The organism is Sporosarcina sp. Y1009 (genome assembly GCF_057669865.1).
In genome coordinates, this window is the sequence record NZ_JBYHFO010000023.1 from 16,449 (window position 1) to 33,874 (window position 17,426).

A 17,426-nucleotide genomic window follows, 5' to 3' on the forward strand; every position below is an offset into this window, starting at 1 on the left:
TGAACCCAAGGGGATATTCGCTGGTGTTTTCAAAACTGATTAGGCAAAAACCAGTTGAACCCAGTAATATAATAATGTCAATGTAACTATTGTTGTGATTGGGATGACAATCAACGAAACACTTAGATAATCTTTCCATTTTATCTTTATCTTATTCCTCCTTAGAATACTCATCCAGATCAGCGATGCTAGTGTACCAATAGGCAGCAGCAATGACCCCATGTCACTACCAATAATATTTGAAAGATAGATGGTCTTTAAAGTGATTGGATCTAGGCCCATTTCAGTTAGCGTTATCGTTCCGATCATTAAAGCTGGATGATTATTAAATAGGTTGGAAAGTACCGATACTAGTCCGCCCATAATAAAACTGGCTTGAAATAAGCCTTGATTCACAATTGGTTCACATAGTTTTACTAATAACGCTGTAAGCCCCACGTTATGCATACCATATATGATTACATACATAGAGAAGGCGAAAACCAGAATATGCCAAGGCGTCTTCTTCAAGATATCCACTGGGTTCGTCCGTAAATGATACCATCTCCATATGAGCAAGACGAGCGATCCGAGAACTGCGACAATTTCAATGGGAATGTTGATATACGATGCAACAAAAAGGAGACAACGCATGATAAAAACAAACAGCAATACCTTCAACATAAACTTTGTACGTTGCTTTTTTTTCTCTACTGAAATCTTGGTTTTTAGTGGATGAAAATTTTTCGTGAAAAAGGATTCCTCCACATCCATTATGGAATCGGGCAATTTTTTCGGTAGCTTCTTTCTTACAACGATATACATCAACCATGACATAAACAACAATCCCAATGTTGCTGGGACAAACATCATCGCTGTATGCATCCAAAGAGACATTTCAACGATATTCAATGCGATTAGATTAACAATATTACTAACGCCAATCGGTGCACTTGATGCAGTTGCTGTAAGTGCGCCACTCAGTAGATATGGGATTTGTTGATGGGGTTTTAGTTGTAGGTTTCTAAGGAGGAGAATTAATATCGGCGTCGTAATTAAGATACTCCCATCGTTATTAAATAATAGTGTCATCAGAAAACAGAGTAATTGGATATACCAATATAAACGGTGGCCAGAACCTTTTGATAAACTTGCAAGCCTTGCAGCTACCCAGTGAAAAAAACCGAAACTCTCCAATATGACTGCCATGACAATCGTCGCTATAATGGTAATCGATGCACCACCAATTTTACTGATAATATCCATTATGTCGATTCTCGATACAATCCCTGTTATTAATATGATTCCTGCTCCAATCGATGCAGGCCACGCCTCATTCATTCCTTTAGGTCTCCAAAATATGACTAACATAGTTGATATAAATACCAGACCGACGATTGCAACTTGAAAATCCATACATATACATGCCCCTTTATTTCACCAGAATAATACACTTAAATTGTTTGTCCGTTTTTTTATGTATATTCACTTTCTTAAATCAGGAGCGAGATGAATGTCCAACCCTTCTTAACTGTATTTTTAATCCAACTGAAAACACCGGATAGATTAGTGATCAACCTAAAAAAACGCCTATCAATGGATAGACGAACGCTACTGTTTTATATTCAGGCCGTAAACGCATGCGTTACCAACTATGGACAACCAATGAATAAACACGATTATGTAGAGATTCTAAGTCAATCTGTTATTCTCTTGTCACTGGTCAACCTAAAAAGGGCCCCCCTCCTTAAAACTTCAATTTAAAAGTGGAACCCAAGTCAGCTCACTATATAAAGTAAATGCAAACTGGACATATGCCGAAATAACGTTAATAAATAGCTTTCATTTACACTTCCTGTAGCGTTTTAATATGACAAAGGTTGAGATAAATAGGAGAGGATCTTGCTGTTTGAATCTCAACGATTTGATCATTGACATTATTTATTTTCCCAATGTAGTTTGTCTTTTCTCCCATGTTAAACATGACTAATTTATTATTTAAGTTTTCTACTTGAGCCTCAAAAGTACTTGCAAGCAATTCATTATTCGATTGCACCAAAAAGTTATGATCATCTAGCCCATAAGGATTTTTAGAATAAGGAATTAGCCATTTAAGATGATGTAATGATATATACATCGTTTTATAGATGGGCGAATAAAACACAAAATAATTATCCTTCATGCTAATAATCTTACCATGAAGGGTGCGACTGCCTGTTACATAAATTTCAACAAACGCTTCTTGTGCCTGCAAGAGAATCTTCATAATCGATAAATTCTCTTGATCAGCCTCTCCCGTAATAATGCTAGTGAACTCTGGAGGGGCCCCGACATCAACGTCATCAGATAAGTTAGTTGTTAGAGATTGGATATGATTTGTAGAAATATACAAAAAGTCTGTTCCGTTAAAAAGTACAATCACGTCGCTACCCAGTTCAATAAGCGTACCTTTTATCAGTTTCTTCCCTGAAATCTCTATTTGTACAACTTCCTTTATGAGACTTTGAATCATTTTATTCACGTTAACATCTCCTTCTCGAAAAATTAACTGGTGTTTATATAGTCGCTTTCAAAAGTCATACATCATTTTGTAACCGTTCATCTTTCAATTGACTGTACATCTTTTCTGCATGTTTCATTAAAGAATCGTATTGCTTCTTTAATATTCTTTCCTCATCTCGGCTTATTTTCTTTACAGGCAAAAAATATACTTCCTGTGACAAAATACTTTCAGGTAAGTGCTGCATGTCAACTGAATTTCTAGATGCGTGTTTCATTAAGGCATAGTATTGCCTTTCTAGGTTCGCTTTTTCTTCTTTAGGGTTTATTGGAGGGGAGGTATTCATTTCAGTTTGTATAGGTTTCTTCACTGAAATATCGAAGTTTTCACTATACTTTGCATTATTATTTGAAGTAGCATCACCCGTTTGATGCGTTAATGATTTATAACGTCTAGAACGTCTACGTCTACTACGACGCGCTTTTATATAAGCGTCATCTTCATGAGATGAGGATTCACTTTGACTGATTGCAAGTTGATTGTTTTTAATTAACTTTCTCTTTTTTCTATCTCTATTTTGTCGTTCATTAAGCAAAAATTGTTCTTCTCTAATAAGGCTTTCCAGCGTGACATTCTCCATAAACATAGTTTTTAGAGAAGCCTCTAGCCTTTCTTCAGAAACATTTGCGTCTTCCATTTCTCTATGAAGAGGTTTTGTGTCAACATCTTTTTTAGCTTCTTCTTTATTTTGAGATTGAATCTGTTTGACTACAGCTTTCTCTTCGGGCTGTTTCAATGGAATTACATCCTCAACAGGAGCTTTCACCTGTTGTATTTTTGATTCCTCATTCATGCGAGAAGCCATGTCTCGAATAATTATTTCCTGGATAGGCTCTTCAGACCTTTTATGCTCTTTATTTATTTCAGTGATTACATGAGTCTCTTGAAGTTTTTTGTCGACCTTTACAGGTTCAGTTTCTACCTCTGTAATGATCATATTTTTCGGAAATTCTATATGTTTTCCAGGATTATTTTGGTTCGTTATTTGCATTGGCTTAGCAATAGCTAGTTTGAATTCATCCTCCGTTGAGGATTCTAACTGCTCTATTGTTTCCGCCTTTGTATGAGAAGAAGATTCCAATTGTTCTTTTGTTTCCATATCTGTATAAGAGGAAGATTCTAACTGATCTTGTGTTTCCATAACTGTGTGAGAGGAAGATTCTAACTGATCTTGCGTTTCCGTATCTGTGTGAGAGGAGGATTCTAACTGATCTGTTGTTTCCGTATCTGTGTGAGAGGAGGATTCTAACTGATCTTGTGTTTCCGTATTTGTGTGAGATGAGGATTCTAATTGCTCTTTTGTTTCCACGTTTGTATGAGATGAGGATTCTGCGATTTCATATTTCCCTTTATAAATATTCGATATATATGATTTTTGGATATACAGTTGTTCCATATTATCTATTAAAGTAATATGATCATCGGATATTTTGCTTAGCATGCCGTAAAACGCTTGTTTCCCCAAACTATTAATGCTAATTAAATTGTATTGCAAAGCCTTTAATAGGTCTGTTAAATTGTCTTTATTAAGATATGGCATAACTTGTGGGGACAAGCGAAACCCTTTAGCATTTTTTGAAAGACCCTGAATATGTTTAAGCGCGATATAAAAAATGTTTTGATTTACATTAACGACAAGATAATCTTGTTTAACATCTAACAAAATACCTTCTACAAATTGATTGTCACTTAAAAATATAATAATCTTTGTATCTTTTAGTACGCTTAAGGATTTCTTAAAGTCTTGCTTTTGCAATTCTGGAAGCCTCCTTCATAGAATATTCGTCGCTTCCCAACAGAAGCGACGAATGCTAAAAAAACCATTTACTTTTCTTTTGAATCCTTTTGTTTCTTTTGTTCATTTCCCTTTTCTGCATTCTTCCCGCTAGATTCATTTGCGTTATCATTGGTGTTTCCAGCTGGCTTTGTTCCTTCAACTTTCACGCCATAGCTTACGTTACGAATATGAAACATGGAAAGCCGAATGACTTCTTCGTTAGCGACAATTGTTACATAGTCTTCGTTGATATCATCTAGCACGCCTTCAAGTGTTTCAGGGCCACCACGGTTAATTTTCACCCAATGGTATTCTAATTTTTCTAAAATACTTTTAAAATTAGTGCCTTTTTTATACTCAAAGCCTTCGGGAATTTCAACGTTGAATTGTAATTCATTTTTTGCATTATCTGTTAGACTTTTGATATGGTGTGTTTTATAATAAACAATTCCTTCGTCCTCGGTAAGCAACGTAATACAATCCGCATCAACTGACAGTAGTTTTCCAATACGCGATTCAGGACCACCCCTATCCACTTTAACTACTTTATCTACTAAAGTAAGTAACATTTCCTTTTTCATTATTTCCTAACCTCCTTTTATAGTATCCCACTATCTATATGTCTATTGATTAGGCAAAGTAATGGTCAATAGCCCATTTTTGAGTAATAGGCTAAAACACTTTTACAAAATTCTATTGCCTATAGTTGTACATTTTATATAAATCCAATCTGGCACACTTCATCTTCATCACTTGCTGCCGACACAAATATTAAAGTATTGAATACAATGGAATATATCAAACTAAAGGTGGGATAATTATGCCAAAAGGAAAAAAGGCTAGGGTTCAGGATTCAACTACTGGCACTACTTCAACAGGAAAAACATCAACGGGTACAACTTCTACAGGAAAAACATCAACGGGTACAACTTCTACAGGCACTACTACAACAGGTAATACGTCAACATGCACTACGTCAACAGGTAATACTTCCAGAGGGAAGTCTTCTAGAGGGAAGTCTTCTAGAGGGAATAAAAGAAAAGGAAATGAAAAAAAAGGTCGATGAAGTAGATAATCCAGCTACTGCCGCATGATCAGTCACTCATCGTTCATGAAGCAGTAGTGACATTAACAAATGATTGTTGATGCATCTAGTAATCATTGGATTGAATAAGTGAAAGGAAAGAGATTGCATGTCCTATCTAATTCCAGCTTATTTTCTAAAAATCGATGAAAAGAATCTAAATGAGTTACGGGGAGATGTTTGGAGCAACGACCCTGTTCCAGCCTCACTGAAGGTCGAAGATGACAAGTATGATATCGGTATTGCATATAGAGGATCTTATACACGGAAATTCCGAAAAAGATCCTATCGCATCGAGTTTAACACGCCAAAATCATTCTCCGGGGCTCGCGAAATTCATCTGAACGCCGAATACAGAGACCCGTCACTTATCAGAAATAAACTTTCCTTCGACTTCTTTCATGACCTTGGTGTTTTATCACCACAAAGTCAACACATTACTTTCACACGCAATGATTCTCATAAAGGCGTCTATTTACAATTGGAATCCGTGGATGAGCTGTTTCTGAAAAAGAGAGGCCTACCCTCGGGACCTATTTATTATGCAGTTAACAATAATGCAAATTTCTCCATGATGAGAGACGAAAAAATGAAAGCGTCACTTCTTTCAGGTTATCAACGTGCATTTGGAGACGATTCAGATGATGACATCCTTTATGATTTGATAAATAACATTAATACGCTACCTCTGCCTGACTTCCCTGATAAAATTTCCCAACATATCAATATTGAGCATTTTTTTTATTGGCTCGCGGGAGCTGTTTGCACAATGAACAATGATGGTTTCACCCACAACTATGCACTGTATCACAATCGTGACACACAGTTATTTGAAATCATTCCTTGGGACTATGATGCAACATGGGGACGTAAAGTCGACGGAGGAACCATGCACTATACTTATGTCCCAATGGAAGGTAAGAAGAACAATCACCTCTGCTATCTGCTTATGAGATTCCCGGAATTCCGTAATCTTTACAGAAATATCTTGGAAAAAATCCTTGAAACAAAGTTTACCGTTCCTTATATGGAAGATAAAGTGTTTTCTCTACATGAAGCTCTGCGACCACATATCCTTCTTGATCCTTATAAAAAAAGGAAGATTGACAATTACGATCGTGAACCTGAATTCATCCTTCAATTTATTCGTGACCGCAATAGCTACTTGAAAAAGCAACTATTAAATTTTGACTAAGAAGTCGTTGCATTATCGACTATCATACGAAAGGTAAACTGACCAAGGATTACGGGAAGGGGTTACTGCATGGGACCAATATGCGTAAAAGATACCAGGAAGTATGGGAAAGGGATATTTGCTACACGTGATATTAAAACAGGTGAACTCATTGAGGTTTCACCTGTTTTAGTACCTGGTAAGGATGAGTGGAAGTATCTGAAGAAGACCGTACTTTTCAATTACTGCTTCACTTGGGGAGAGGATTACGAACAAATCGCAATTGCATTAGGCTACGGTTCCTTATTTAATCACTCATACACGTCAAATACGACGTTTATTAATAATACAGATAATCTGTCGATCGATTTTTATGCGAATGAGGATATTAAAGATGGTGAAGAAATTACGATTAACTATAATGGTGAACTTGAGGACAAATCTCCATTATGGTTTGATGTTATAGATTGAACGGCGAAAACAGACGCTCTTGCTGAGCGTCTGTTTTCGTTTGTATCAATAATTCTTAAACGCCTACCGCAGCATTCGTCTTCTTGTAAAACTCAACGAAGTTATCAACGACTTGGTCTAAGAAGTCAATTGTCGCTTGATCGGTTAGTTCTCCGATTTCGTTCATTTTTGTGTGAACAGATCCGATATATACATCATTTCCTGAAAGGACAATCGGTGCTAATGCTGGATTCAATAGAATTTCTCTTAAGTGCATTTGCGCACGTACGCTACCTAGTACGCCCATGGAGGATCCAACGATGAAGGCAGGTTTCGCTTGAATTGTTAAATCGCCACCACGTGAGAACCAGTCGAGTGCATTTTTTAAAGCACCTGGGATCGAGTAGTTGTATTCAGGGACTGCAAATAATATTGCATCTGAATCTTTTACATTGTTTTTAAACTCTTTCACGTTTTCAGGTGGTGTACTTTCTATATCAATTGAGAACATTTCAAGGTCATTGATAAATACCGGCGTAATTTCTAATTTATCTGCATGTCGCTTTCTTAAATGCTCGACTATTTTCAGGTTATATGACGTTGAACTGGTGCTTCCTATAATTGCTTTTACTTTAATTGTCATGATCTATGACTCCCTTTTTTTATAAAATTACTTCTGCAACATTTCTAATTATGGATTAACTTTTCACAAAAAGAAAGGACTCAGACTTGTGGTGTATTCTATTCTTCGATTGTCTTAATTATCCGCGCAGGGTTCCCGCCAATTACTACATTATCTGGGACATCTTTTGTAACAATCGCGCCTGATGCAATCACGACATCACTTCCTATCGTAACCCCTGGATTTATGACGGCTCGTCCGCCGATCCATACATTATCGCCTATTTTTACTGTTTTTCCGTATTCGTTTCCTGCTATTCTTTCCACTGGGTTGATTGGGTGGGTAGCCGTATAGATATGTACACCGGGTGCGATAAAACAATTATCGCCTATTCGAATTTCACATACATCCAAAAAGGTACAGTCAAAATTCGCAAAAAAGTTCTCGCCAACATGGATGTTATACCCGTAATCGCATCGAAAATTCGGTTCAATATTTATACTATTTCCTGTTGAACCAAATAGTTCCTTCAGTAATTCTGTCCGTTTTGCTTCCTCTGTTGTCTGGTTAAATATCCTCGTGAGTCTTCTAGCATTGCGGCGTTCTTTTACTAATTCTTCGTCGTCTGGGTTGTACAACTCGCCGTTTAACATTTTTTCTTTTTCAGTTCTCATGTTGCACCCCCTTTTTGTTTCCATAAGTACCATTTTACATAAATTCATGAAAAAGAACGAAAAAAGGCTTTCCGCTAGTTAATAACGAAAAACCTTTTCACCTCATTGTAAATAATGGTTGATCAGACCATATACTTTTACCTCAATCGCAACTCTGTTTACATCTGTTGGTTTTGGATGGTACCAGTTGATCTCATCATCTTTATAAATGCCTTTGTATTCCTCTCCATTGATTGTCAGCCTAAACTGTTGGCATTCATGAATTTGCCCTATAAACAACGGTTCAGCAATTTGGAAGTTTTCAAACATCCCTGTCGCCTCCAAATTATGCATTTTTCTTCACCGTTTTTGTCGCTTTCTTTCGAGTTGCCGGTTTCTTTTTTGTTTTATCGAGTGATGCTTGAAGTGCAGTCATCAAATCCATCACATTAGACGGCATATCTGGTCCCTTCTCGCTAGGAGTTACCGTCATTTCTCCTGATTTCTTCTGTTCAATCAATTCCAGTAAAGCCGATCGATACTCATCGGTATACTTCTCGGCATCAAATGCTGTCGTCAATTGGTCCACCAACATGAGCGCCGTATCCAGCTCTTTTTGAACAACCGATTCTGCACTCGGAATATTTGGTACTTCCCCGACATTGCGTACTTCATCGGGGAAATGAATGGTTTCCATTAACAAAGTGTCGCCGTAAACACGAACGACCGCGAGCTGTTCCTTAGAACGAATGACAATTTTTGCAACGCCTATTTTTCCAGAATCACCTAGCGCTTTTCGTAACAGGGCATAAGCCTTTCCCCCTCCGCTATCCGGGGACATAAAATAACTTCGTTCAAAGTATATCGGATCGATTTCTTCTAACTTTACGAATTCGATAATTTCTACTGCCTTGTCTTCATTCTCTTTTTTCAATTGGTCCAATTCTTCTTGATCTAACACGACAAATTTGTTTTTTGTGTATTCGTAAGCCTTAACAATTTCCTCGTTCTTCACTTCTTTATCGCATATCGGACAAACCTTTTCATAATTCACTGGCGTGTGACATTCCTTGTGTAATTGACGCAGTTTGACATCTTTATTTTCAGTCGCTGCATGAAGCTTTACAGGGATATTCACCAATCCAAAACTGATGCTACCTTTCCAAACTGTATGCATTTTTGCTCACCCGCTTTTTTGTTTATTATGGGTGCAGTCACCCGAATTTATGTATAAGAACTAAATTAAATCGAATCCTAAGATAAAATGAGATGAGGTTCAAATTTATGAAACCAATGCTTTTAACGCCAGCAAATGAGCTTCCAATTGGTGAGGAGTGGCTTTACGAAGTAAAATATGATGGTTTTCGTTGCATTTTAGTTTGGGATGAAACACCAACTTTAGTTAGTCGAAATGGTCATGACCTCACACATCAGTTTCCTGAGATCATTCAACAATGTCTATCCCTCAATACAGAAATGGCTCCTTTTCTACCGCTAACAATGGATGGAGAATTAGTCCATTTAGTCAATCCGTTCAAGAGTGACTTTGCAATCGTTCAAACACGGGGCAGAATGAAAACTAAAAAAGTGATTGTAAAGCATGTTGAAAATTATCCATGTACCTATATTGCCATTGATCTTCTTCAGATAAAAGGGGTTGATTTGACGAAATCTCCCTTAACTCACAGGAAGTCAGAACTTCATCAACTGCAATTGAATGGTTCTAACAATACAATACTTCGTGCAATCGATGTTTACGAAGATACAGATTTAGTGTGGGATACAATCGTTACAAACAACGGGGAAGGTGCCATCGCAAAAAGAAAAACAAGTGATTGGATAGCTGGAAAGCGGACAAATCAATGGTTAAAAATCAAAAACTGGAAATATGTAACGATTGTTCTAACGACTTATAATAAAGAAAACGGCTTTTTTCACGGTTCCGTCTATCTGGCAGATGATTTAGTCGAAATCACTGTTTTTAGCCATGGGATGACCGATGAAGAAAGAATGACTTTAGTCGAGTTTTTTCAAACAAAAGGGACTCAAATAGCGCAAGATCTTTGGGAATTGCCCCCGTCCATTTGCGTAGATATTGCCTGTATCGATTTTGATGAAAAAAAGCTGAGAGAGCCGCGTTTTCATAAGTTCAACTTTGAGACTACGCCTGAACAAGTAAATTGGAAAAAGATGCAACGGCAACTCCACCCCATCCCTCCGGTTATTCAAATTACACATCCTGAAAAACCGGTATGGCCAACCGTCGATATTAATAAAGACGATTACATATTTTACTTACAAAAGATTTCCCCTCATTTTCTGCCTTTCCTACAGGACCGTCTTTTAACAGCAATCCGTTTTCCACATGGCGTGCCAGGAGAAAGCTTTTATCAAAAAAACGCACCTGATTATACACCAGATTTCATTACAACAAAACAACATGATGATATTCGTTATATCGTCTGCAATGATCTTCAATCTTTATTATGGTTGGGAAATCAACTCGCATTAGAATTTCACATCCCGTTTCAAACAACGAAAACCCATTGTCCTACTGAAATTGTATTTGACTTGGATCCCCCTTCCGTAAATGAATTTTCATTAGCCGTTGAAGCTGCTTTGAAGATGAAAGCCATATTCGACCAGTTTAATCTTCAATCATTTGTTAAAACATCTGGCGGTAAAGGATTGCAACTGTACATCCCTTTGCCAATAGACGCCTTTACTTATGAGGATACACGGATATTCACTGAATTCGTCTGTCGTTTCTTATGTGAGCAGGAACCGAAGTGGTTTACAATCGAACGGTTAAAGAAAAATCGGCATCATAAATTGTACTTGGATTATCTTCAACATGCAGAAGGAAAAACAATTATCGCTCCTTATTCGCCTAGAGAAAATGAGCAAGGACTTATCGCCACACCGTTATTCTGGGATGAAGTAAATGACAAACTGCATCCTTCGCAATTTCCAATGCCTGTCGTTCTGGAGCGAATTAAAAATAAGGGTGACCCATTTAAACATTTCCGTCAGGTTGGAGAAGAACAAAAGTTTGAAGTGGTTCTTACGCAGTTGAGGGATTTATTGAATTGAAAAAGGAAGTCTTTCATAACCTACTGAAAGACTTCCCTCTAGACTTATTTCGATGATTTTAGTAATTCAATAAACCGATTTCCAAGTTCACTAGTTGTCGCTGTACCACCTAAATCTGGGGTTAAGCTTTCTCTTTCTGTCAAGATAAGCTCAAGCGTTGTTAGAATACGTCTTCCCCATTGCTCTTCACCAAAAAAGTCCATCATCTGACTCACTGACCAAATTGCAGCAAGTGGATTCGCAATGCCTTTACCAGCAATATCAGGGGCTGAACCATGAACGGGTTCAAACATTGAAGGATATTTCCGTTCTGGGTTTATGTTTGCGCCAGTCGCGAGGCCCATCCCGCCAGTAATCGCCGCCCCGATATCAGTTAAAATATCTCCAAATAAGTTGGACGTCACGACAACTTCAAATCGTTCAGGTTCAGCTACAAAATATAAACTTGCCGCATCGACTAAATACGAATATGTCTGAACATCTGGATACTCTAAGCCTACTTCTTCAAAAACTTCATCCCAAAAAACCATTGAATAATTTAATGCATTCGCTTTACTAATACTCGTTAGTGTGCGATTTGAATTTCTAGCTTCCTCATAAGCATATCGAATGATACGCTCAGTTCCTTTTCGTGAAAAGACGCCAGTTTGTAGGACAACTTCTTCTGGTTTCCCTTTAAACAACCAATCTCCAGCACCTGCATACTCGCCTTCACTATTTTCACGAATGACAAGAAAATCAATATCTTTTCGCGTTTTATCTTTTAACGGCGTTAACGTTGGATTTAACAGCGTGATTGGGCGAATATTTACGTATTGGTCAAATTCTTTTCGAATCCGAAGTAGCAACTCCCACAACGAGATATGGTCGGGAACCCCTGGATATCCAACAGCCCCAAGATAAATGGCGTCAAATGATTTTAATTGCTCAATGCCGTCATCAGCCATCATTTTTCCATTTTCTAAATAATATTCACAACCCCATGGAAATTCAGTGAACTCGAAAGCAATTGTTGGATCAAGCTGTTCTATCGCCTTTAAAACTTTCGTGCCTTCTGCAACAACTTCAGGACCTATCCCATCTCCTGGAATAAGCGCAATGTTAAATGTATTCATCATTTCCTCCTACGGTGGTTTACTATGTATTTTATTACGAAGTGGCTCTAAGCTTGCATGAATTCATTATACATTTTCAGCCAGTGAAATGGTTCATTTTTCTTCCTTCGGGTAATTAATCACTAGCAACCTAATTGATTTTTTACGCGGAAGGTGATCAAATGTTTGGATTGTCCGATTTACTCTCGTTAGTGATATCAGCATTCATAATTCTTCCGGTTGTCGGATTCTTGAGGGAAGCTGGTTATTTTTTAATCAGTGGAATGTTCGGCGTGAAAAATCCGAGGTTAACGATTGGTTCAGGTCCACGAATTTATAAAATATGGAGGTTTGATATTCGAAAGCATTATCACCTGTACAGCTGGTTTTCCTATGACAAGTTAAAAAACACGAGTAAATTTGCTTATATTTCAATTTATGCTGGTCCTATTCTTATTAACCTATCTCTTGCTTTAGCGCTTAATGCCATGATTGCAAATGGATATCTCCAGGATTACAAAACATTTTTTGATCGTTTTGTTTTTTATGCTTTCTATTTTGTTCTATTCGATATCGTACCGATGATCACGGTAAACGGAAAACCCAATAATGGAATGATTATTTACGAAATGATCCGGTATGGTAAAAGAACCGATTATAATACTGAACCATTTATCCCTTCTACAACTGATGTCGAAGAACAATATCAAGCAGATATGGAAGATATCAATTTGAAGAAGAAGAAGCTTAAGTTGGATAAACTGAAAAATGAGCAACACAAAAATAAGGAAATCTAAAAACTACATAATAATTAACACGAGTGGCACTCTAAGCACAAAGGAACTACTATGCTTCTAGGATTTCTACATTCGGCACACTTTCAGCGCAATAATACTTATTGACTTTTAGATGTAATTTCAATACTATAAAGAAGTCGACTCTTTAGTTTGGTTGGCAGACAAACTAAATAATCAAAAAGAAAGCGGTAACATTTTATTGATTTTTCAAATTGGAGGAGTAAATATAATGACTTGGTTAATAGATAATATGCCGATTATTTCGGTCGTAATTGGTGTCGCAGTCCTTTTATTTTTGAATATGCGTCTAAAGTTGAACAGTGTAGTCGCACTAATCATTGCTGCAATACTCGTTGGATTTTTAAATGGTATGCAACCAACAGATATCGTCAGCACAATAAAAGCTGGCCTAGGTAGCACGCTTGGAAGTCTGGCACTTATTATTGGTTTTGGTGCAGTATTAGGTAAATTAATGGTCGATTCGGGTGCAGCCCAACGTATTGCATCCACGCTCTTAAAGAAATTCGGCGTCAAAAATGTTGAATGGGCACTCATTATCGTCGGTGCCATCTTTGGTATCTCTGTCTTCTATGAAGTCGCTTTCATTATTTTAGCACCTCTTGTCATTAGTATTGCGATTGAAGCTAAGATTCCCTATATGCGTTTAGGGATTACAATGGTTGCAGCGACAACTTTGGCACATAGTTTGTTCCCACCACAACCTGGTCCAACAGCACTTGTTGAGGCTTATGGTGCAGATATGGGTATGGTTTATCTGTTAGGAATTGTCGTTTTTATACCTGCTGTAATTGCAGCTGGTATTATACTTCCAAGACTATTACCCAATTTAGATCGTCCAGTACCAGCTCTTTTGAAAAAACCAAAAGAATTTACAAATGAAGAAATGCCAGGATTTGCGGTCAGTTTATTTGTTCCTTTAATTCCGGCGATCATGATTACAACCGCAACACTTCTGAATATGTTTATTGAAGAAGGTACGTTATTCCACGAAGTTATCAACTTCCTTGGGAGTGCCGAAATCAGTTTACTAATTTCTGTACTCATTGCGATTTATACGTTTGGACTTCGTGTTGGGCGCAACATGACTGAAATAATGGGCTCATTCTCGAAGGCTATTGAAGGCATTGCCATGATTATCTTTGTTGTTGGTGCCGGTGGAGCTTTTAAAGAGGTTATTTTAGATTCAGGTGTAGGCGATTATATCGCTTCAATGATGGAGAACACGACAATATCACCACTCATCATGGCTTGGTTCATCACTGCATTGATTCGTATTGCAACGGGTACTGGTGTTGTTTCTGCGATTACGGCGGCTGGTATTGTTGGTCCGCTGATTCATACATTTGATGTTAACCCTGTCTTAATGGTGCTGGCAACAGCAGCTGGTAGTAACACGATCACACACGTAAACGATGCGTCTTTCTGGTTGTTTAAAGAGTATTTTAACCTCACTATTAAAGAAACATTTAAAACATGGGGTTTACTACTTCTCACAACTTCTGTCGTCGGTCTTGGTGTTGTTTTACTCCTTAGCTTGTTCATTTAATAAGATAAGAAAAGTCCTCATTGCATTTTCTGCAATGAGGATTTTTACTACCTGTTTGTTATGATAAGCATATTTAACATCTTAACCTCGAATTAACCTTCAATTGTTATAGTGTCTTTACTATAGAAAATAATTGGGAAAGGTATGCTGTAAATTCTTTGATAGTTAAGTTTTTATAGTTTCGATAAAAATAGGATGGGAGTGTCTACTATTCAACCACAAATATTTAAGTCGAATTTACTGATTGGCATAGGGATTCCAGTAATTATTACTGTTGTAATTCTGGCTCTTTATTTCACAAATGAGTCCATGCCGATATGGACATTATTACTGCTAATCGTTCCAATCATCTTCTGTGCGGCTCAGTTGAAAACAAAATTAGTAATAGAAAATGATCTCTTGCGGTATGAAAAACTATTTGGAGCTAATGAGGTTTCACTGGATAATGTTTCTGAAATTGTTACGAGAGAGGTTGAAACAATTGTAGAACGAAACCAACATGACCAACAGAATGCAAGGCCAAGTGGTCTTAATTTCGGCTCAAACCAAATGAATCCAGTGAATCAGGAACGCAAGGTTGAACGGTTAGTTTATGTACTAGACGCATCAGGAAGAACGCATTTTTCTTTTCCAGCAAGCTTAATTGGTTTGAAAAATCGACAAAACTTCATAGATGCCGTGACTGCTTCTAACCCGGAAATTACTGTTAGTTAATAGCAAATTGGAAGGATGGCAAGTTAACACTGAACTTGCCATCCTTCCGTTTATTTACAGCCCATTATCTAATCTCAGTCCCTTCGAATGTATTGCCGCCCTCTATTGTTCCGGATTCAAATCCTTGATAAAACCAGTTTTTTCGTTGTTTGGATGTGCCGTGGGTAAATCTTTCAGGAACAATATATCCTTGAGCACGTTTTTGAATTGTATCATCACCTAAATTCCACCGCCTATGAGTGTCTTTCCGCCACCGCCCATGCCTCTTCTGTCCTCAACATTAGTGCTTCGTCTTCTCCCTTTAAATTTCATTAATGGTATACCCTTTTTTAAAAAAGTTAGAGCATCTTTTGGCTGCAACAATTACATTCACATATGACTGACAAAATAATAAAAGCCTTCCATCAGTTCAGTAAACTGATGGAAGGCCTTTATTATTTAATTGGTGCGTGATTCATAAGGGATAATGCTTCGTTCACTTCAAATATTTTACCGCGAATATCGGTAATCCCAAAACTGGTTAAACGATTTGAATGCATGACTAAGTATTTTTCAGCATCCTCTTTCGTTTCGAATAAGTATATCCCACCAGCTTCATTAGCCGCCGCATCCTCTGTCCAAATCTTCCAAATCACACCTGACTCATCATTAATACTTTTTGCCAGATCAGCAAATCCCTTTGACATTTCATCACCGAATGGACCGTCCATTTTAAAATCAACCTGCAATAAATATTTCATGATTACCACTCCTTTAGGGTTTAATTGAATCTATAATACCATCTGGACAATAATAATACGCAATATTGCTTTTGACATACTCATCTCATGTATACATATATCGATTTCAGCGGATACTATACTAGTCTAAATAAAGGAGAAAAGTAGATGAAAATTCGGTTTGGCTACGTCGCAAATACAGTTGGTTTATGGGATGCAAGTCCATCCAAAACGCTGACTTTCACACGGTATTCAACACTTCCCAATGACGAGAGAATGGAAAAGTTGAAATTTATAACCGCACAAAATCTACAAAACACAAAGAGAATTTTGCATTATAATATTGCGCATGAAATAGAAATTTACCGTTTTTCAAGTTCACTCGTCCCATTAGCAACCCATCCCGAAGTGATGTGGGATTTCTTAACACCATTTAAAAACGAATGGAAAGAAATTGGAGATCTAGTCAAGCATTTTAAGCTCAGAGTAAGCTTTCATCCAAATCATTTCACTCTTTTCACAAGTCCAAGAGATGAAGTTACGACGAATGCTCTCATAAGTATGGATTACCATTTTAAGATGCTGAAAGCGATGAATGCACTTGATACAGGGCTCATTAATATACATATTGGCGGAGCCTATGGGGATAAAATTAGTTCAATCAAACGTTTCCATCAAAACCTTAAGAAATTGCCAAAAGAAATTAAGAAGCATATGACGCTAGAAAATGATGATAAAACGTATGATATTTTGGAAACCCTTATTGCATGTGAAAAAGAAAAAGTTCCCATGGTGTTCGATTATCATCACTATTTGGCAAATAGCGGGGAGATTGACCTGCCTCTTTACCTAGAACGTATATTTAAGACGTGGGATAAATTTAATATTGTCCCGAAAGTCCATATTTCTTCCCCAAAATCCGATCAAGCCTTCCGTTCCCATGCTGATTTTGTTTCATTAGACTTTGTCCTCCCCTTTTTGAAAATAGCGAAAGAGCTTAATCAGGACTTTGACATCATGATTGAGGCAAAACAAAAGAACCTCGCTATGCAGAGACTTGTAGACGAGATTGCTGCGATTCGGGGAGTTAAACGTATTTCAAGTTCAACAATAGAATGGTGATTTTATAAAACAACTGAGGTG

The 17,426-nt window shown here is 37.3% G+C and carries 18 protein-coding genes and 1 pseudogene; 8 read left to right on the forward strand and 11 right to left on the reverse strand.

Translation table 11 applies throughout. From position 1 onward, the window contains the following. Positions 1-39: 39 nt before the first annotated feature. The 4 genes from AC25Y1_RS17940 to AC25Y1_RS17955 form a co-directional block, all read right to left on the reverse strand. Positions 40-1,395 carry an arsenic transporter gene (locus tag AC25Y1_RS17940; RefSeq protein ID WP_488149377.1) on the reverse strand — a complete coding sequence of 452 codons (1,356 nt, stop codon included), beginning with the start codon at positions 1,393-1,395 and terminating at the stop codon, positions 40-42. A gap of 430 nt (positions 1,396-1,825) precedes the next feature. Beyond that, positions 1,826-2,491 carry a DUF2642 domain-containing protein gene (locus tag AC25Y1_RS17945; RefSeq protein ID WP_488149411.1) on the reverse strand — a complete coding sequence of 222 codons (666 nt, stop codon included), beginning with the start codon at positions 2,489-2,491 and terminating at the stop codon, positions 1,826-1,828. 64 nt (positions 2,492-2,555) lie between these two features. After that, the gene (locus tag AC25Y1_RS17950; RefSeq protein ID WP_488149378.1) at positions 2,556-4,295 is read right to left on the reverse strand and encodes a DUF2642 domain-containing protein; all 1,740 of its coding nucleotides are present in this window, start codon (positions 4,293-4,295) and stop codon (positions 2,556-2,558) included. A gap of 68 nt (positions 4,296-4,363) precedes the next feature. Continuing rightward, positions 4,364-4,897, reverse strand: coding sequence for a hypothetical protein (locus AC25Y1_RS17955; RefSeq protein ID WP_488149379.1), 534 nt, complete (start codon positions 4,895-4,897; stop codon positions 4,364-4,366). Positions 4,898-5,136: 239 nt separating this feature from the next. Between AC25Y1_RS17955 and AC25Y1_RS17960 the strand changes: the two genes are divergently transcribed. The 3 genes from AC25Y1_RS17960 (at position 5,137) to AC25Y1_RS17970 (ending at position 7,045) form a co-directional block, all read left to right on the forward strand. Further along, positions 5,137-5,382, forward strand: coding sequence for a hypothetical protein (locus AC25Y1_RS17960; protein WP_488149380.1), 246 nt, complete (start codon positions 5,137-5,139; stop codon positions 5,380-5,382). A 127-nt stretch (positions 5,383-5,509) separates the two neighbouring features. Continuing rightward, the gene (locus tag AC25Y1_RS17965) at positions 5,510-6,595 is read left to right on the forward strand and encodes a CotH kinase family protein (protein WP_488149381.1); all 1,086 of its coding nucleotides are present in this window, start codon (positions 5,510-5,512) and stop codon (positions 6,593-6,595) included. A gap of 69 nt (positions 6,596-6,664) precedes the next feature. Then, positions 6,665-7,045, forward strand: a complete 381-nt coding sequence (locus tag AC25Y1_RS17970; RefSeq protein WP_488149382.1) for an SET domain-containing protein — start codon at positions 6,665-6,667, stop codon at positions 7,043-7,045. Between the two features lie 55 nt (positions 7,046-7,100). On the opposite strand, the gene AC25Y1_RS17975 is transcribed toward AC25Y1_RS17970, so the two are convergent. From AC25Y1_RS17975 to ku, 4 genes are all read right to left on the reverse strand, one after another. After that, on the reverse strand, positions 7,101-7,667 hold the full coding sequence (locus tag AC25Y1_RS17975; RefSeq protein ID WP_488149383.1) for an NADPH-dependent FMN reductase: 567 nt from the start codon (positions 7,665-7,667) through the stop codon (positions 7,101-7,103). Between the two features lie 98 nt (positions 7,668-7,765). Further along, entirely contained in the window at positions 7,766-8,320 is a 555-nt protein-coding gene (locus AC25Y1_RS17980; RefSeq protein ID WP_488149384.1) for a sugar O-acetyltransferase, read from the reverse strand. A gap of 102 nt (positions 8,321-8,422) precedes the next feature. After that, entirely contained in the window at positions 8,423-8,629 is a 207-nt protein-coding gene (locus AC25Y1_RS17985; protein ID WP_488149385.1) for a hypothetical protein, read from the reverse strand. Positions 8,630-8,645: 16 nt separating this feature from the next. After that, the gene (gene ku / locus AC25Y1_RS17990) at positions 8,646-9,476 is read right to left on the reverse strand and encodes a non-homologous end joining protein Ku (RefSeq protein ID WP_488149386.1); all 831 of its coding nucleotides are present in this window, start codon (positions 9,474-9,476) and stop codon (positions 8,646-8,648) included. A 107-nt stretch (positions 9,477-9,583) separates the two neighbouring features. On the opposite strand from ku, the gene AC25Y1_RS17995 reads away from it, so the two are divergent. Continuing rightward, positions 9,584-11,392, forward strand: a complete 1,809-nt coding sequence (locus AC25Y1_RS17995) for a DNA ligase D (RefSeq protein ID WP_488149387.1) — start codon at positions 9,584-9,586, stop codon at positions 11,390-11,392. Between the two features lie 44 nt (positions 11,393-11,436). Here AC25Y1_RS17995 and AC25Y1_RS18000 read toward each other — a convergent pair whose 3' ends face one another. Beyond that, a complete protein-coding gene (locus AC25Y1_RS18000; protein WP_488149388.1) occupies positions 11,437-12,507 on the reverse strand; it encodes a tartrate dehydrogenase in 1,071 nt (356 codons plus the stop codon). A 161-nt stretch (positions 12,508-12,668) separates the two neighbouring features. On the opposite strand from AC25Y1_RS18000, the gene AC25Y1_RS18005 reads away from it, so the two are divergent. The 3 genes from AC25Y1_RS18005 (at position 12,669) to AC25Y1_RS18015 (ending at position 15,564) form a co-directional block, all read left to right on the forward strand. After that, the gene (locus tag AC25Y1_RS18005; RefSeq protein WP_488149389.1) at positions 12,669-13,283 is read left to right on the forward strand and encodes a hypothetical protein; all 615 of its coding nucleotides are present in this window, start codon (positions 12,669-12,671) and stop codon (positions 13,281-13,283) included. Between the two features lie 229 nt (positions 13,284-13,512). Next, entirely contained in the window at positions 13,513-14,850 is a 1,338-nt protein-coding gene (locus AC25Y1_RS18010; protein WP_488149390.1) for a gluconate:H+ symporter, read from the forward strand. Between the two features lie 201 nt (positions 14,851-15,051). After that, positions 15,052-15,564 (forward strand): hypothetical protein, encoded by a 513-nt coding sequence (locus AC25Y1_RS18015; RefSeq protein WP_488149391.1) that lies wholly within the window; start codon positions 15,052-15,054, stop codon positions 15,562-15,564. Between the two features lie 64 nt (positions 15,565-15,628). Here AC25Y1_RS18015 and AC25Y1_RS18020 read toward each other — a convergent pair. Beyond that, a pseudogene (locus AC25Y1_RS18020) lies at positions 15,629-15,787 on the reverse strand (neutral zinc metallopeptidase); the annotation flags it as partial. Between the two features lie 211 nt (positions 15,788-15,998). Beyond that, the gene (locus tag AC25Y1_RS18025) at positions 15,999-16,304 is read right to left on the reverse strand and encodes a monooxygenase (protein WP_488149392.1); all 306 of its coding nucleotides are present in this window, start codon (positions 16,302-16,304) and stop codon (positions 15,999-16,001) included. A 147-nt stretch (positions 16,305-16,451) separates the two neighbouring features. Here AC25Y1_RS18025 and uvsE point away from each other — a divergent pair, with 147 nt between their 5' ends. After that, positions 16,452-17,405: a UV DNA damage repair endonuclease UvsE gene (uvsE, locus tag AC25Y1_RS18030; RefSeq protein WP_488149393.1), complete on the forward strand. Its 954-nt coding sequence runs from the start codon at positions 16,452-16,454 to the stop codon at positions 17,403-17,405. Positions 17,406-17,426 lie beyond the last annotated feature (21 nt).

Coding starts and splice junctions, on each gene's coding strand:
- AC25Y1_RS17940 (WP_488149377.1), bottom strand. CDS start 1,395: ATGGATTTTCAAGTTGCAATCGTCGGTCTGGTATTTATATCAACTATG.
- AC25Y1_RS17945 (WP_488149411.1), bottom strand. CDS start 2,491: ATGATTCAAAGTCTCATAAAGGAAGTTGTACAAATAGAGATTTCAGGG.
- AC25Y1_RS17955 (WP_488149379.1), bottom strand. CDS start 4,897: ATGAAAAAGGAAATGTTACTTACTTTAGTAGATAAAGTAGTTAAAGTG.
- AC25Y1_RS17960 (WP_488149380.1), top strand. CDS start 5,137: ATGCCAAAAGGAAAAAAGGCTAGGGTTCAGGATTCAACTACTGGCACT.
- AC25Y1_RS17965 (WP_488149381.1), top strand. CDS start 5,510: ATGTCCTATCTAATTCCAGCTTATTTTCTAAAAATCGATGAAAAGAAT.
- AC25Y1_RS17970 (WP_488149382.1), top strand. CDS start 6,665: ATGGGACCAATATGCGTAAAAGATACCAGGAAGTATGGGAAAGGGATA.
- AC25Y1_RS17975 (WP_488149383.1), bottom strand. CDS start 7,667: ATGACAATTAAAGTAAAAGCAATTATAGGAAGCACCAGTTCAACGTCA.
- AC25Y1_RS17980 (WP_488149384.1), bottom strand. CDS start 8,320: ATGAGAACTGAAAAAGAAAAAATGTTAAACGGCGAGTTGTACAACCCA.
- AC25Y1_RS17985 (WP_488149385.1), bottom strand. CDS start 8,629: ATGTTTGAAAACTTCCAAATTGCTGAACCGTTGTTTATAGGGCAAATT.
- ku (WP_488149386.1), bottom strand. CDS start 9,476: ATGCATACAGTTTGGAAAGGTAGCATCAGTTTTGGATTGGTGAATATC.
- AC25Y1_RS17995 (WP_488149387.1), top strand. CDS start 9,584: ATGAAACCAATGCTTTTAACGCCAGCAAATGAGCTTCCAATTGGTGAG.
- AC25Y1_RS18000 (WP_488149388.1), bottom strand. CDS start 12,507: ATGAATACATTTAACATTGCGCTTATTCCAGGAGATGGGATAGGTCCT.
- AC25Y1_RS18005 (WP_488149389.1), top strand. CDS start 12,669: ATGTTTGGATTGTCCGATTTACTCTCGTTAGTGATATCAGCATTCATA.
- AC25Y1_RS18010 (WP_488149390.1), top strand. CDS start 13,513: ATGACTTGGTTAATAGATAATATGCCGATTATTTCGGTCGTAATTGGT.
- AC25Y1_RS18025 (WP_488149392.1), bottom strand. CDS start 16,304: ATGAAATATTTATTGCAGGTTGATTTTAAAATGGACGGTCCATTCGGT.
- uvsE (WP_488149393.1), top strand. CDS start 16,452: ATGAAAATTCGGTTTGGCTACGTCGCAAATACAGTTGGTTTATGGGAT.